General features: G+C 67.8%; 13 protein-coding genes. 4 read left to right on the top strand and 9 right to left on the bottom strand.

What is annotated here, in order from left to right; all coding sequences use genetic code 11:
- Nucleotides 1-7: 7 nt before the first annotated feature.
- On the top strand, nt 8-562 hold the full coding sequence (locus tag N5D20_RS06515) for a hypothetical protein (RefSeq protein WP_197578140.1): 555 nt from the start codon (nt 8-10) through the stop codon (nt 560-562).
- An 88-nt stretch (nt 563-650) separates the two neighbouring features.
- On the opposite strand, the gene N5D20_RS06520 is transcribed toward N5D20_RS06515, so the two are convergent.
- Nucleotides 651-797, bottom strand: coding sequence for a hypothetical protein (locus N5D20_RS06520; RefSeq protein ID WP_197578139.1), 147 nt, complete (start codon nt 795-797; stop codon nt 651-653).
- Nucleotides 798-980: 183 nt separating this feature from the next.
- Between N5D20_RS06520 and N5D20_RS06525 the strand changes: the two genes are divergently transcribed.
- Nucleotides 981-1,427 (top strand): universal stress protein, encoded by a 447-nt coding sequence (locus N5D20_RS06525; protein WP_005411629.1) that lies wholly within the window; start codon nt 981-983, stop codon nt 1,425-1,427.
- Between the two features lie 132 nt (nt 1,428-1,559).
- On the opposite strand, the gene N5D20_RS06530 is transcribed toward N5D20_RS06525, so the two are convergent.
- Nucleotides 1,560-1,844: a DUF2782 domain-containing protein gene (locus N5D20_RS06530; protein WP_005411628.1), complete on the bottom strand. Its 285-nt coding sequence runs from the start codon at nt 1,842-1,844 to the stop codon at nt 1,560-1,562.
- A 98-nt stretch (nt 1,845-1,942) separates the two neighbouring features.
- Between N5D20_RS06530 and polA the strand changes: the two genes are divergently transcribed.
- Complete coding sequence (gene polA, locus N5D20_RS06535) at nt 1,943-4,717, top strand: DNA polymerase I (protein WP_197578138.1); 2,775 nt, start codon at nt 1,943-1,945, stop codon at nt 4,715-4,717.
- A gap of 328 nt (nt 4,718-5,045) precedes the next feature.
- Nucleotides 5,046-5,525, top strand: coding sequence for a YetF domain-containing protein (locus N5D20_RS06540; protein ID WP_032129193.1), 480 nt, complete (start codon nt 5,046-5,048; stop codon nt 5,523-5,525).
- A gap of 78 nt (nt 5,526-5,603) precedes the next feature.
- On the opposite strand, the gene N5D20_RS06545 is transcribed toward N5D20_RS06540, so the two are convergent.
- From N5D20_RS06545 to N5D20_RS06575, 7 genes are all read right to left on the bottom strand, one after another.
- Complete coding sequence (locus N5D20_RS06545; RefSeq protein WP_197578137.1) at nt 5,604-7,124, bottom strand: hypothetical protein; 1,521 nt, start codon at nt 7,122-7,124, stop codon at nt 5,604-5,606.
- Between the two features lie 95 nt (nt 7,125-7,219).
- Nucleotides 7,220-8,116 carry an oxygen-dependent coproporphyrinogen oxidase gene (gene hemF, locus N5D20_RS06550; protein WP_197578136.1) on the bottom strand — a complete coding sequence of 299 codons (897 nt, stop codon included), beginning with the start codon at nt 8,114-8,116 and terminating at the stop codon, nt 7,220-7,222.
- 54 nt (nt 8,117-8,170) lie between these two features.
- Nucleotides 8,171-9,787: a hypothetical protein gene (locus N5D20_RS06555; RefSeq protein WP_197578135.1), complete on the bottom strand. Its 1,617-nt coding sequence runs from the start codon at nt 9,785-9,787 to the stop codon at nt 8,171-8,173.
- A gap of 37 nt (nt 9,788-9,824) precedes the next feature.
- Nucleotides 9,825-10,943 carry a hypothetical protein gene (locus N5D20_RS06560; protein WP_197578134.1) on the bottom strand — a complete coding sequence of 373 codons (1,119 nt, stop codon included), beginning with the start codon at nt 10,941-10,943 and terminating at the stop codon, nt 9,825-9,827.
- A 35-nt stretch (nt 10,944-10,978) separates the two neighbouring features.
- Nucleotides 10,979-11,536, bottom strand: a complete 558-nt coding sequence (locus tag N5D20_RS06565) for a hypothetical protein (protein ID WP_197578133.1) — start codon at nt 11,534-11,536, stop codon at nt 10,979-10,981.
- Between the two features lie 30 nt (nt 11,537-11,566).
- The gene (locus N5D20_RS06570; RefSeq protein WP_049480320.1) at nt 11,567-11,986 is read right to left on the bottom strand and encodes an NUDIX domain-containing protein; all 420 of its coding nucleotides are present in this window, start codon (nt 11,984-11,986) and stop codon (nt 11,567-11,569) included.
- Entirely contained in the window at nt 11,983-14,352 is a 2,370-nt protein-coding gene (locus N5D20_RS06575; protein WP_197578132.1) for a S9 family peptidase, read from the bottom strand. Before N5D20_RS06575 ends, N5D20_RS06570 begins: the two co-directional genes overlap by 4 nt.
- Nucleotides 14,353-14,442 lie beyond the last annotated feature (90 nt).

Below are 14,442 nucleotides of genomic sequence, written 5' to 3' on the forward strand. Positions count from 1 at the left end.
CGTCCCCATGACCGAACCCACGCTGCACGTCACCGTGAAGTTGAACGCCCGGCTGCAGCCGGAGCATCGCCACGAACTGTTCGAGGATCCGCTCGACGCGCTGCTGCAGGCCGCCCAGGTGGGCGAGCTGACTGGCGGCGGCACCGCGATGTCGGACCTGGGTGAGGTCGAGTACGGCGATATCGAAGTGGCGCTGATCGATGCGAGCGGCGTACCGAAGCTGATCGATCTGCTGGAACAGCTGGGCGCGCCGAAGGGTTCGCAGCTGCAGGGTGCGGGCGAGGCCGATCGCAGCTTCGGCGTGACCGAGGGCCTGGGCATCTACCTGGATGGCCTGACCCTGCCGGATGAAGTCTACGAACAGTGCGATTCCAACCACGTGTTCGAACAGCTGTCGGAAAGCATCGACGGCCTTGGCGAGATCTGCAGCTGGTGGCAGGGCCCGACCGAAACCGCGCTGTACATGTATGGCGAGTCGTTCGAGGCGATGCGTGATGCGATCGCCGGATTCGTGGCCAGCTATCCGCTGTGCCAGAACGCACGCGTGGTGCAGATCGCCTGAAGGCGGGCCTGATGTAGAGCCGAGCCCATGCTCGGCTGCTTTTCCCGCCAGTAGCAGCCGAGCATGGGCTCGGCTCTACAGAAGCAGGCTATCGGCCGGCTGACTGCTGGGCGTTGTCGCGCTGGGCAAGATCCTTGCCCAGGTAATAACCGCCGCAGAACAGCACGAAGGCGGCGATGAGACTCCACAGGATGATCCTGAGCGGGGAGCGTGATGTCGGCTTGCCGTTCTGCATGCGGGTTCTCCCAAGGCGGCGCGGCGCCGCCTACCCAGCTTGCGCCGCAGTGATCGGGCGCGCAAGCCGGCGGTGCGCACACGCCACTGCGCGGCGCCGGATTGATCCTGCTCAAGGCGCAGCCTGCACATCCGGTGTGTAATGGTGTCGTTCCCATCTGGCAGATCGCCACGGAGCCCCACCATGTACAAGCGCATCCTGATTGCCACCGACGGGTCCGAGCTGGCCGACAAGGGCCTGGCCAAGGGCCTGGAGCTGGCCAAGGACCTCAATGCCGAGGTCGATATCGTGACTGTGTCCGAGCCGTGGGCCGTCGGCATGTACGACGCCATGGGCTGGAGCGTGGGCTACATGAACAGCCCGGAGTACAAGGCCGACCGCGAGGAAGGCGCGCAGAAGGTGCTGCAGCCGGCGCTGGCCAAGGCCGCCGAGCAGGGCATTACCGCCAATCCGGTGCATGTGCTGGACCGCTACGCGGCCGACGGCATCATCGAGACGGCGGGCGAGCGCAACAGTGATTTGATCGTGATGACCTCGCATGGCCGCCGTGGCGTGACCCGCGTGCTGCTGGGCAGCCAGACCGCTGAGGTGCTGGCACGCAGCACGTTGCCGGTGCTGGTCATCCGCTGATTCAAGCGTTCCCGGGGAGGGGACCCGACGCCGGCCGCAGGATGCGCGCCGGCGTTGTTTTTTGTGGGAGGCAGGTGTGAATCCACGCATGGCGTGGATCTACTGGATCGCAGGGATCCGACCCCGGTCACCTCACCAGCTGTACAGCTTCCAGTACACCGGCGAGACGCCATCCTTGTCGTTGTCGAAACGGCCGTCGCCGTTCTTGTCGTACATGTAGAACGGAGCACCGCGCGACGGAGTCACCTTGACCATGCGCAGCTGGCCGGACACGCGGTATTCCTCGATGACATCGCCGTTGTCCATGGTGCGCTTGGACACGTCCGCGCCCTTGACGTCCACCGGGGGAGCGCCTGCGCCACCCATGCTGGCGCAGCCAGCGAGCAGGAGCAGGGAAGCCAGCATCAGGGTCTTCATCGGCGGGGGCCTTTGCCTGGAAAGAGCCTTGATTATGCCCCATCGCCGGGCGCCTGCCGTGTCGCCGCGATGCAGGCACGGGCGCGTAGAATCGACCCATGAGCAGATTAGTCCTGATCGACGGGTCCAGTTACCTGTACCGCGCGTTCCACGCGCTGCCGCCCCTGTCCAATGCACAGGGCGAACCCACCGGTGCGCTGTTCGGCGTGGTCAACATGCTGCGCTCGACACTGAAGGAGCGCCCAGCCTACGTGGCGTTCGTGGTCGATGCGCCCGGCAAGACCTTCCGCGATGACCTGTACGACCAGTACAAGGCCAACCGCCCGCCGATGCCCGATGAGCTGCGCAGCCAGGTCGAGCCGATGTGCCGCATCGTCGAGGCGCTGGGCATCAGCATCCTGCGCATCCCCGGCGTGGAAGCCGACGATGTGATCGGCACGCTGGCCCTGCAGGGCGTGGCGCAGGACCTGAAGGTGACCATCTCCACCGGCGACAAGGACTTCGCCCAGCTGGTGCGCCCGGGCATCGAGCTGGTCAACACCATGACCGGCAGCCGCATGGATTCGGACGCGGCGGTGATGGAGAAGTTCGGCGTGCGCGCCGACCAGATCATCGACCTGCTGGCGCTGATGGGTGACACCGTCGACAACGTGCCGGGCGTAGAGAAGTGCGGGCCGAAGACCGCCGCCAAGTGGCTGGCCGAGTATCAGCACCTGGATGGGGTGATGGCGGCCGCGCCGACCATGAAGGGCAAGATCGGCGAGAACCTGCGCGCCGCGCTGGAGCGGCTGCCGCTGAACCGCGAGCTGGTGACCATCCGCACCGACGTGGAGCTGGACGCCAGCCCGACCACGCTGGCCCTGCGCGAGCAGGACGTGCCGGAGCTGACCGAGCTGTATGCGCGCTACGGCTTCACCCAGGCGCTGAAGGAGCTGGGTGCGCCGCTGCCGGCGCCAACTGCCGCCAGCGAGGCCACTCCAAGCCTGCGCGGCACCGCTGCCGGTTTCGCGCGTGGCAGTGCCGAGGCGCCCGCTGCCGGCACGCTGGATCCGGCGCTGGCCGCGCCAGGTGAATACGAGACCGTGCTGACCGCCGAGCAGCTGCAGGCCTGGGTCGAGCGCCTGCAGCAGGCTGACCTGATCAGTTTCGATACCGAAACCGATGCGCTGGACGCGATGCGTGCGCGCCTGGTGGGTATCAGCCTGGCGGTCGAGCCGGGCAAGGCCGCCTACATTCCGGTTGGCCACGATTACCCGGGGGCGCCGGCCCAGCTGCCGATGCAGCAGGTGCTGGATGCGCTGCGCCCGGTGCTGCAGGACCCGGCGAAGAAGAAGCTGGGCCAGCACGGCAAGTACGACCTGCACGTGCTGCGCCGTCACGGCGTGCAGGTGCAGGGCTACCACGACGACACCATGCTCGAGAGCTTCGTGCTCAACTCCACCGCCACCCGCCACGACATGGATTCGCTGGCCCTGCGCTATCTGGGCTACAACACCATCAAGTTCGAGGACGTGGCTGGCAAGGGCGCCAAGCAGATTCCGTTCTCGCAGGTGGGCATCGACGAAGCCAGCCGCTATGCGGCCGAGGACGCCGACATCACCCTGCGCCTGCACCGCGCGCTGCAACCGCAGCTGCTGGTCGAACCGGCACTGGACAGCGTGTACCGCGACATCGAGATGCCGCTGGTGCCGGTGCTGACCAGCATCGAAGCCAACGGCGTGCGGGTCGACACCGACGAACTGCGCCGGCAGAGCCAGGACCTGTCCTCGCGCATGCTGGCGGCGCAGCAGAAGGCCACCGAACTGGCCGGGCGCAGCTTCAACCTGGATTCGCCCAAGCAGCTGCAGGCGGTGCTGTTCGACGAGCTGAAGCTGCCGGCGGTGGTGAAGACCCCGAAGGGCCAGCCCAGCACCAATGAAGAGGCACTGGAGGCGATTGCCGACCAGCACGAGCTGCCGCGCGTGATCCTGGAGTACCGCGGGCTGGCCAAGCTGCGCAGCACCTACACCGACAAGCTGCCGGAGATGGTCAACCCGGACACCGGCCGCGTGCACACCAGCTACCACCAGTCCGGTGCAGCCACCGGCCGCCTGTCCTCTTCGGACCCCAACCTGCAGAACATCCCGATCCGCACCGAAGATGGCCGCCGCATCCGCCGCGCGTTCATCGCCCCGGAGGGCTTCCAGCTGCTGGCCGCCGACTACTCGCAGATCGAGCTGCGGATCATGGCCCACCTGTCCGAGGACCCGGGCCTGGTGCGTGCCTTCGAGCAGGGCGCCGACGTGCACCGTGCCACCGCCGCCGAGGTGTTCGGGCGTGCGCTGGAAGAGGTGACCCCGAACGAGCGCCGCGCTGCCAAGGCGATCAACTTCGGCCTGATGTACGGCATGAGCGCCTTCGGCCTGGCCCGCAACCTGGGCATCGACCGCGGCCAGGCGCAGGACTACGTGGCGCTGTACTTCAGCCGCTACCCGGGCGTGCGCGACTTCATGGAGCGGATGCGCCAGCAGGCCCGCGACCAGGGCTATGTAGAGACCCTGTTCGGCCGCCGCCTGTACCTGAACGACATTCATGCACGTAACCAGGGCCTGCGCGCCGGTGCCGAGCGTGCTGCGATCAACGCGCCGATGCAGGGCACCGCCGCCGACATCATCAAGCGCGCGATGGTGGACGTGGACCAGTGGCTGCGTGACAGCGGTGCACCGGCGCGGATGATCCTGCAGGTACACGATGAACTGGTGTTCGAAACCGAAAGCAGTTTCGTCGAGGAGTTGCGTTTGCAGGTGGTCGAGCGCATGTCGCAAGCGGCCAAACTGCGGGTGCCGCTGGTGGTCGATACCGGCATCGGCAACAACTGGGACGAAGCGCACTGAGGGTGTTTCAGGCCGAAAACGACGTGAATTCGTTCATTCGTCAGAGGTTTCTGACTCGATCATGAATGTTGCCCTGATCGAGGTTCATTAAATTGGGCCCCTTCACGAACCGTTAGTGTTCGGAGTGCTTCTATAACTCTCGACAGGCGCAACGCCTGTTGTGGATCTCTCCCATCCCCTGGAGCAGATCTCGGAACGGGGACTCCTCCCCAAGTGCCCGTTCCCCGGCCCCGTTGACCTCCCCCTGGTCAGCGGGGCTTTTTATTTGTGCCGTTGCCAGACGCCATGGCCTGCGCCACGCTGGGCCACCGCTCCGCAGGGGAAGACAATGCCCGACCTGTTCGCACTGGCAATGCCGTGGTGGGAGTTCATCCTGCGCGCGGTGGTGGTCTACGTGGTGGTGCTGGGCATGGTCCGGCTCAGCGGCAAACGCCCGCTGGGGCAGATCACCCCGTTCGACGTGCTGCTGGTGGTGCTGCTGGGCAATGCGGTGCAGAACGCACTGCTGGGCACCGACACCTCGCTGGGCGGCGGCCTGCTGCTGGCGGCGACCCTGATCCTGCTCAACTATGGGGTAGGCTGGGTGAGTACCCGCAGCCGGCGGATCGAGCGCTTGGTTGAAGGAGAACCCGTGGTGATCGCGCGTGATGGGCGCCTGTTCGACGCCGTTCTGCGCCGCGAGCAGGTCACACGTGCCGATTTCGAGGCCGCCATGCGCCAGCAGGGCTGCCTGGGCGTGGAGGATGTCGAGCTGGCCCTGCTGGAGATCAACGGGCACATCACCATCATTCCGAGGAAGAGCACCTGACCTTGTAGAGCCGAGCCCATGCCCGGCTGCCTTGCGTCCGGAGCCGAGCATGGGCTCGGCTCTACAGGTGCATGAGCCTCAGGGCGCGGCTTCGGCCTTCAGTGCCGGCCAGTTGCGGGTGGCGTCCACATCACAGGCCACGTGCGTGCCTTTGCCATCCTTGGCGCAGATCGCAGCCATGGCTTGCGGGATCTTCGGGTCTGCGGTGTGCGAATACACCGATGCCAATGCCAAGCAGCCTTCACGCACGCCCGCGCCGCACAGCGTCTCGAAGTAGGGCAGCGACGCGGCCCATTTTTCGGACTCGAACAGCGCTTCGCCGGCAACCTTGCAGCCCAGCAGCTTGCCATCGGTACAGCAGGCCTTTGCGCCGTCCTTGCGGGCCAGGGTCGGGCAATCCAGCGGCAGCGGGATCTCCACGAAGGCCACCGGCGGCGTGCAGGTGGCATTGCCTGTGGCGGGCTTGCGCTCGTAATAGGCGAAGCGGTTGCCGCCGTCGACGCTGGCCAGGTTTCCGTTCTTCAGCGGCTCCAGTACGAAGTCGCTGCCGACATCGCGACGGATGAAGATACGGCCGTCCTGCAGGCGCGCGCGCATGCGCTGGTCGCGACCCTCGGCCTCAACCAGGCCGCCATCAAGGAAGCGCAGCTGCGAGAGCACGCCGTATTCGGCTTCAAAGCTGCCACAGGGCAGTGCGGTGGCCGGCACCGGGGCCAGTGCAGCGGCCGGTGCGGTGGCCAGGCTGGCAAGTGCCTTGGCGCGGCCGCAGGCCACGCCGTCCGCGCGCTGCGCGCACGACAGCTGCAGTGCTTCGTGGGCCTGTGAAAGGCGTCCACCACTCCACAGCACCTCGGCAACGTCGGCGCAGAAGGTCTCGCCGTGCTGCTGCCGGCACAGTGCGGCCAGCTCATCGAGCTGCGCCGACGGCAACGCAGGGTCGATCGCATGCTGCAGCCCGAGCAGGGACTTGCCGATCATCTCCAGCCCGATCACCTCGGCGATCGCCCGGCAGCCCTCGGCGTTGAAGGATGCGGAATCCTCCTTGCAGATCTCCGGTTTCGGCGGCTCGGCTCGTGCAGGCGCGGGGGCTGCGTCCTTGGCCCGCTGCTGGTAGGTCTCCAGCAACCGCATGCAGGCTGCGCCCACGCCCTCGGCACACCAGGCGTGCAGTTTCACGGGTGCGGCCTCCGGCAGCGCCTCCAGGCACTCGGAGGTGTTCATCACGCAACCGTCTTCGATGGGCTCCGGCATCGTCTTGCAGGCGGCGGCGTGCTCACGGGTGAACTCGCGATAGGGCGTGCTGATCGTGCGGTCGTTGTCCGAGAAGTACCAATTTTCCAGCTGGCCCGTGGACAGGTTGCCGGTACCCAGCACGTCCTCCTGGCGGGCGATGCGCAGCTCCTCGGTGGCCTGGTAGGGGCCGGACAGGAAGCCGTGGCCTTCGCTCTCGAGAGTCAGCGTGGTGTTGCCGCTGCTGTCCTTGTAGGTGCCGCAGGCCATCGACTGCGCGGCGGCCGGCAGGCTGGCCGAGGCCAATGCAAGCAACAGCAGGGAGCGCCAACCCGCGGCGCGGGGGCGAAGGGAAACAGCAGCAGGCATGGGGTCATCCTTGAAAAAAGTGGGGCAGGGCCCGTCCGGTGCGGGGCGCACCACAGGCAGGGAAGGCGCCACGCGTCAGGCGTGGCGTCGGAAGATCAGAGCCAGTCGCGCGGCACCAGGTAGTCGGCCAAGCGCGCCTCGGCGCTGCCGGCCTCCGGGCTGAAGCCGTATTCCCAGCGCACCCGCGGCGGCAGGCTCATCAGGATGCTTTCGCTGCGGCCACCGCTCTGCAGACCGAACAGCGTGCCGCGGTCATAGACCAGGTTGAATTCCACATAGCGGCCGCGACGGTACAGCTGGAACTCGCGCTCGCGTTCGCCATGCGCGGTGTCCTTGCGCTGCTGCACGATCGGCAGGTAGGCCTGAAGGAAGCCATCGCCGACCGCCCGCAGGTAATCGAAATCGCGCTCGAAGTCGCCGTGCAGGTCGTCGAAGAACAGGCCGCCGACACCGCGCGTTTCATTGCGGTGGCGCAGGAAGAAATACTCGTCGCACCAGCGCTTGTGCGCGGCATAGCGTTCCTCGCCGAACGGCGCACATAGGTCGCGTGCGACCCGGTGCCAGTGCTGCACGTCTTCGTCGAACGGATAGAACGGCGTCAGGTCGAAGCCGCCACCGAACCAGCTGGCCACCACTTCACCGTCGCGCTGCGCCTGGAAGAAGCGCACGTTGGCATGGGTGGTCGGCACGTAGGGGTTGAGCGGGTGGAACACCAGCGACACGCCGGTGGCGCGCCAGGAGGCGCCGGCCAGTTCCGGGCGGTTGGCCGAGGCCGACGGCGGCAGGCGGCTGCCGGCCACGTCGGAGAAGCCGATGCCGGCCTGCTCGAACACCGAACCGTCACGCAGCACGCGGGTACGCCCGCCACCGCCCTCGGCCCGCTGCCACAGGTCTTCCTGGAAGCGGGCCTGGCCGTCGGCGGCCTCGATCGCCGCACAGATGCGGTCCTGCAGGTCGGTGAGGTAGGCGCGCACGCGCTCGAATTCGTTCATGGCGCGTACTTTACCGCAGGGCCCGCCCGAAGCTGCGGACAGGCCCTGGCCGGCTCAGCGCTTGCGGTTGGAGTTACGCGGTGCCGGAGTGTCGTCCACCGCCGCCTCGTCAACCGACTTCTGCAGGGCGCCGCCCAGCGTGATCAGCTCCCAGTTCTGGGTTCCGAGTACGTCGCAGGCCACATGCAGGCCGCTGCGGTCGGCCTTGCACAGCTGTTCCAGGATGCGACGGGCGTCCACGTCCGCACCGTTGCCCTGCGCGGTGACCAGGTTCTCGCACCCTTCGCGGACGCCAGCGCGGCAGACGGTGGTGTAGTGCCCGGCGGCCTGCAGCCAGTGCCCGGACAGCGCAAGGCGGTTGCCGAGAATGTTGCAGCCCTGCAGCTTGCCCTGCGCACAGCAGACTTCGGCACCGTCCTCGTTGGCCAGCGCCAGCGGGCAATCCTGCGGCAGCGGCAGTACCGTGTATTGCTTCGGTGCGCTGCAGCGGGCCGGGCCCTCGCCGGTAGGGGTGAACACCTGGAAGCGGGTCCAGGTGTCCAGGCCCAACAACTGGCCGCCGGGCAGCGGGCGCAGCACGAAGTCGCCGCCCCGGTCGTGGCGGATGCGGATGTCGCCCTCTTCGACGCGCGCGCGAAGATGGCTGCTCCAGCCAACGCCGACCAGGCCGTTGTCACCGAAGTCCAGCGTGTCCATCAGGCCGCCGTCGGCCCGGTAGTTGCCACAGGGCAGGGCCGTTGCTGGCCGCGGTTGCAACGATGCACCCACCGCCTGCAGCGCAGGCAGGCGTTCGCAGGTGGCGGCGTCGTTGCCGGGTGTGCAGGCCGCAGCCAGGGCCTGCACCGCCTGCTGGGGATCTCCCGCCTCCCAGGACAGTTCAGCCACGCGGGTGCAGAAGCCGCCATGGGATACCTCGCGGCACAGCTGCAACAACTTATGGCGCCGCTCAGCCGGAATGATCACCGGCGCGGTCGGCGCTGCCATCGTCACCACGGCTTCGGTCATGGCTGCCGTCATCGCCGCCTTGACCAGCTGCTCCTGCACAGCGGGGTCCGCCTCCAGCGCAGCGGCACACGCCGCGGTTCCCTGTTCGAAGCCACCGTCGTCACAGGCGGCGGGGAGTTTGATGCCGGACAGGGCGGCGTCGAGCGCTGCCATTGCCAGGGCAGGATCGGCCGCGACCGTGGGTTTGGCGTCCTCGTGCCAACGATCAGCCAGTTGCAGGCACATGCCGGGCACGCCTTCCCGGCACCCTGCCTCCAGCGCGGTCGGGCTCGCTTCACGGCGGTTGTCCAGGCACGCCGCCGCATCGGCCAGGCAGCTGCCTTCAGCCGGCGCGGCGGCTGCGGCGCACTGTGCAGGGGCCTGCAGGATGTAGACCGTGCCATCCACCTCGACCGTCCGGCCACGATCGCGCACCTGCAGCGCGCTGGGTAGGCCGTACTCCAGGTTCACCAGTTGCAGCTTTCCGTCGATCTGCTGGAACGCGACCGGAGAGGGCGCACTGCCGAAGTGTTTCTGCTCGCCGCGGTTTGGCGAGCTGATGCGCAGCGTACCGCTGCCTTCGTCGGCCTTGAACATGCCGCATTGCGGTGACTGTGCGGCGGCCATCGGCGCGGCCAGCAGCAGCGCCCAGGCCAGCCAGCGGCGGCGCGGTGCGGGTGAATGCATGTCGTCTCCTTGACGATCGAACGGAAAACTCCAGGCGCTACGGCGAACCATGGCCCTCGCGCGGGGGCGTGCATTGTGCCGTGCCGGGCACGGGTTGATAGCGCTGGTAGCCGGTCTGCTCATCCGTGCCGAGCAGGTCGCCATTGCCGAGCTGGCGCAGGACAAGGGTTTCACCGTTCTGCTGCATGTGGATGGCGCCGTCATGCAGGCGGCCACGCGTGCCATCGCCGAAGTCGAGCGTGTCGACCACGCCTCCATCGGCCTGGTAACGACCGCAGGGCACCTGCAGGGCCGGCACCAGGCGCAGATCCGCGCCGAGATCGCGCAGCGGTGCGATGCGTTCGCAGGCACTGATGCGGCCTGCATCGCAGACCACCTGCAGGGCCTGCACCGCCAACGCGGGTTCCAGCGCGATCAACTGCTGTTCGGCCACTTCGACGCAGAAGCGACCACTGCGGTGCTGCAGGCACAATTGCTGCAGACGGTCGCGTGCAGCGGCCGGAAGCGGTGAATCCAGTGTGTCTTCGTCTTCCTGTTGCAGGCGTTCACCCACCCGCTGCATCGCGGCGGCCAGCGCATCACCGGTCAGCGCCTCGCAGGCCTGCGGGTCATGCCCGGGCGTGTGTTCGCGGCAGGCGGACGGTCGTTCGAAGAGGGCGGCGCCGGTCTCACCAGCGGCTGCGGCGTTGCCATCGCGCAGTTGTCGCAACAGCGCCGAGCAGCCCGCGCCAACGCCTTCGCCGCACGCGCGCTGGGCCTGGCCGGGAGAGGCCGTGGGCAGCTGCGCAATGCAGTGGCTGCCGGCGGCGCGACAGCTGCCGTCCATCGCGCTGGGCTCGACGGTGCAGGCACGGGACTGGCGCAGGGTGTAGGTCACCACCCCGTCGTCCTCGATGCGCTGGCCATCGGCACTGATCCGGATCGGCTCCGCCACGCCATCGTCGAGCATGACCAGGCGCGTCTGCGCCGCACTGCGATCAACCCACAGCGGCTGCGGCTCGCTGCCGTCATCGTGGTGGTAGCCGCTGCTGGGGGTAGTGAACACCAGCGCCATGCCGCCATCGGTGCTGCGGTATTCGCCACACTGCAACGCGTCGGCGCCGGCTGGCAGCGCGGCGAACAGCAGCAGTGCAGGGAGAAGAGCCAGCAAGCGCATGCGACGTTCCTTGTCGTGCGAGAAGAGGATGGGGCTCAGTGGAAGCGCGAGCGGATATCCGGCCGCAGCAGGCGCCAGGCCAGCCAGCCCTGCAGGCCGAGGAACAGGACCGACGTGCCGAGCAGGGTCAACGTCATCATCCAGCGCCGCGGCTGCAGCGATTGCTCCATGCCTGGCTCGTCGGCGAGCAGCACGATCATGTCGCGCATGAACACGTCCAACCACCAGGTGATCGCGAAGTTTGCCAGCGCGCTCAACAGCAGCATCACCACGAAGCTGCACAGGCCCCAGCGGCGCTCTCGCAGCAGCCCCCAGCTGGCCACGGCCGAGACCAGGCAGAGCAGTGCAGTGATCATCGAGGCACCCACAGGGTGCGCCAGCAGCCAGGTCAGGCTGTGCATCTGCCGATGCTGTACTTCACCGGCCAGCAGTTGCCAGAGTGGAACGTCGTGCAGCGGCCACACCAGCAGCCCCTGCAGTACGAAGTAGCCGGTCAGCAGCGCGGACAGCCAGAAGGAGGCCTGGACCAGCGGTCGAATCCACGCATGGTAGGGCGAGGGCTGCAACGAGGGCGGCGGGAGCGGCACTGACATCCGGTGTCCTTGCAATCGGTGCCCACGCGGTCAGCGGGCCGTCACCCGGGTGGCGACGGCCGGCAGGATATGGTGTTCGCTCAGCGGTGCCAAGGGCAGGCCATGCGGCGGCTGCAGCGGTACCCAGGCCAGTTCGGCGATCTCGGCGCGCGCCTGTGGCGTACCGTCCACCTGCACCCACCAGGCCTGTGCCTGTACGCGGTGGCCGGGCTCATTCACCGCCCAGTCCTCGAACGTGCCCAGCGCGTTGGCGGTCCCGGCGCGCAGCTGCACACCGAGTTCCTCGTCCAGTTCGCGGGCCAGTGCCTGCAGCGGTGCTTCGCCGGGTTCGGGCTTGCCGCCCGGCTGGATGAAGCGGCTGGCGCCCTGCTTGCGCACCACCAGCGCCTGGCCGCGGTCATCCAGGATGACCGCGGCCACGATGTGGATCGTGGCCGCGGCGTTGCTCACTTCAGGTTCTGCTCGAACAGCTTGAGGATGCGCTTGTACTGGTCCAGCCAGGAATCGGCACGGGTGTAGCCGTGGCGTTCCAGCGGGTACGGTGCGATCGACCAGTTGTCCTTGTGCAGTTCGATCAGGCGCTGGGTCAGGTTCACCGAGTCCTGGAAGAACACGTTGTCATCCATCATGCCGTGGGCGATCAGCAGGTTGTCCTGCAGGTTCTGCGCGTACTCGATCGGCGAGGACACGCGGTACGCCTCCGGATCGATGTCCGGGGTGTTGAGGATGTTGCTGGTGTAGCCGTGGTTGTACTGGTGCCAGTCCACCACCGGGCGCAGCGCGGCGCCGGCCTTGAAGGTGCCCGGCGAGCGGAACAGCGCCATGAAGGTCATGAAGCCGCCATAGGAACCACCGTAGATGCCGGCGTGGTCGCGGTCACCCTGCTGGGTGTCGACCAGCCAGTCCAGGCCGTCCTTGTAGTCTTCCAGTTCCGGGTGGCCCATGTTGCGGTAGATCGCCGTGCGCCAGTCGCGGCCGTAGCCCTCGCTGCCGCGGTAATCCATGTCCAGCACGATGTAGCCCTTCTGCACCAGCAGGTTGTGGAACATCTGCTCGCGGAAGTAGGCCGGGTAGCGCTGGTGCACGTTCTGCAGGTAGCCGGCGCCGTGCACGAACATCACGATCGGGTACTTCTTCCCCGGTTCCTTGTTTTCCGGTTCGTAGTACTTGGCCCAGACCACGCCGGCACCGTGCTTGGACGGCACTGCCACCAGCTTCGGCTGGATCCACTGGCGCGCCTTGTAGTCGGCGGTGCGGGTGTCGGTCAGCACGCGTGTCTGGCCACCGGCACTGGGCAGCACGGCCAGCTGCGGCGGCAGGTAGGCGCCGGAGTAGCGCACCAGCAGCTGCTGGCCGTCCGGCGACAGCGAGAAGTCTTCCACGCCGTTGAGGCTGGTCAGCTCGCGCACCTGGCGGCTGCCGGTGTCGACCGCGCAGACTTCGTAGTCATGTGGCGCCTGCTGGTTGCACAGGAAGTAGAAGCCCTTGCCATCGGCCGACGGCACCGGCGCCGAGGTTTCCCACTTGCCGCTGGTCAGCGCCTGCGGCTTTGCGGTACCGGCCTGGGTGTACAGGTGCGAGAAGCCCGATTCCTCCGACAGCAGCCACAGCGTGCGGCCATCGGCCATCCAGCCGAAATCGTTGAAGCCCCAGTTGATCCAGGCGTTGTCGGTCAGGCGGTGGCGGTTCTGCACGCGGCCGTCGGCAGCGTTGACGCTGATGATCCAGCGGTCCTTGTTGTCGTTGGCACGCAGCATCACCGCAGCCTGCTGGCCGTCGGCGCTCCAGCGGATGCCACCGCCCATGAAGTCGCTCATCACCTGCAGGCTGCGCTCGCCCTTCAGCGCGTCCTTGCCGGCCTTGCGGCGCAGCTCGGCCAGCGGATCGGTGCTGATGCCCGGCAGGCCAGCCAGCGAGACCTTCTCGGCTTTGCCGGTGCGCACGTTCACGTACCACAGCGTGTGCGGCTCGAAGCCGTTGCGGCCGACGCGGGTGCGGGTGTCCTCGGTTTCCTCGTAGCCCGACTCGGTCACGTACAGCGGCATCTTGCCGCCACGGCCGTCATCGAAGTCCTTCGGCTTGGTCACCACGATCAGGTGGGTCAGGTCCGGCGACAGCACGCTGTCGGCGATCTCCACGTCGGCGCCCAGGTACACCGGGCCCGGCGCGCGGGTCGGGTCGGCCTGGCGCCAGCGCTGGTCCTGGTCCTTCAGTGCTTCGCGCTGGTCACGGTCGCGGCGCAGGGTTTCCAGCGTGCGCAGCTGCTGGTCGCGCAGCACGTCGGCCTTCGGTGCCGTACGCGGGTCCTTCTCGGCCTTCAGGCTGGCCACCTGCTGCACGCCGCTGGCGGCGGTCCAGTGGAACCAGTTCTGGCCGACCCGCCAGATCACGCCGTTGTCGGCGGCGAAGTTCACGTTGCCCGCGCGCTCGTTGCTGCGGGTCAGCTGGGTCAGCGCGCCGCTGCGCAGGTCGCGCACGAACACATCGCCATTGCGCACGAAGGCGCTGCGGCTGCGGCTGCGGTCGTAGACCGGCTCGGCCACGTCCAGGGTGCCGCGCTGGTCATCGGCCACCTGCGCGGCCACGCCACCGGCCAGCGGCTGGCGGAAGGTATCGCGCACCGGGCTGCCGTTGCGCTTGAGCTGGTACTCCACCTGCTGGCTGTTCCACGACCACCAGGCCTTCTCGACCGGCGGACCGATCCAGTCCGGGTCGGCCATGGCCTGTTCGATGGTGATCGGCGTCGGCGCGGCATGCGCAGCCGGTGCGGCCAGCACGGCCGACAGCAGGAGGGACAGGGGCAGCACTCGGGACATGGGCGGACGGCACCAGAAGAGGAAACCGGGCAAGCGTAGCAGCCGCAAGGGCCCGGGGCAGGGGCCACAGGTCATGGCAGCGGAATCGGC

Origin of the sequence: Stenotrophomonas sp. GD03877, assembly GCF_029840555.1 — a bacterium.
Classification (GTDB): Bacteria; Pseudomonadota; Gammaproteobacteria; order Xanthomonadales; family Xanthomonadaceae; genus Stenotrophomonas; species Stenotrophomonas geniculata.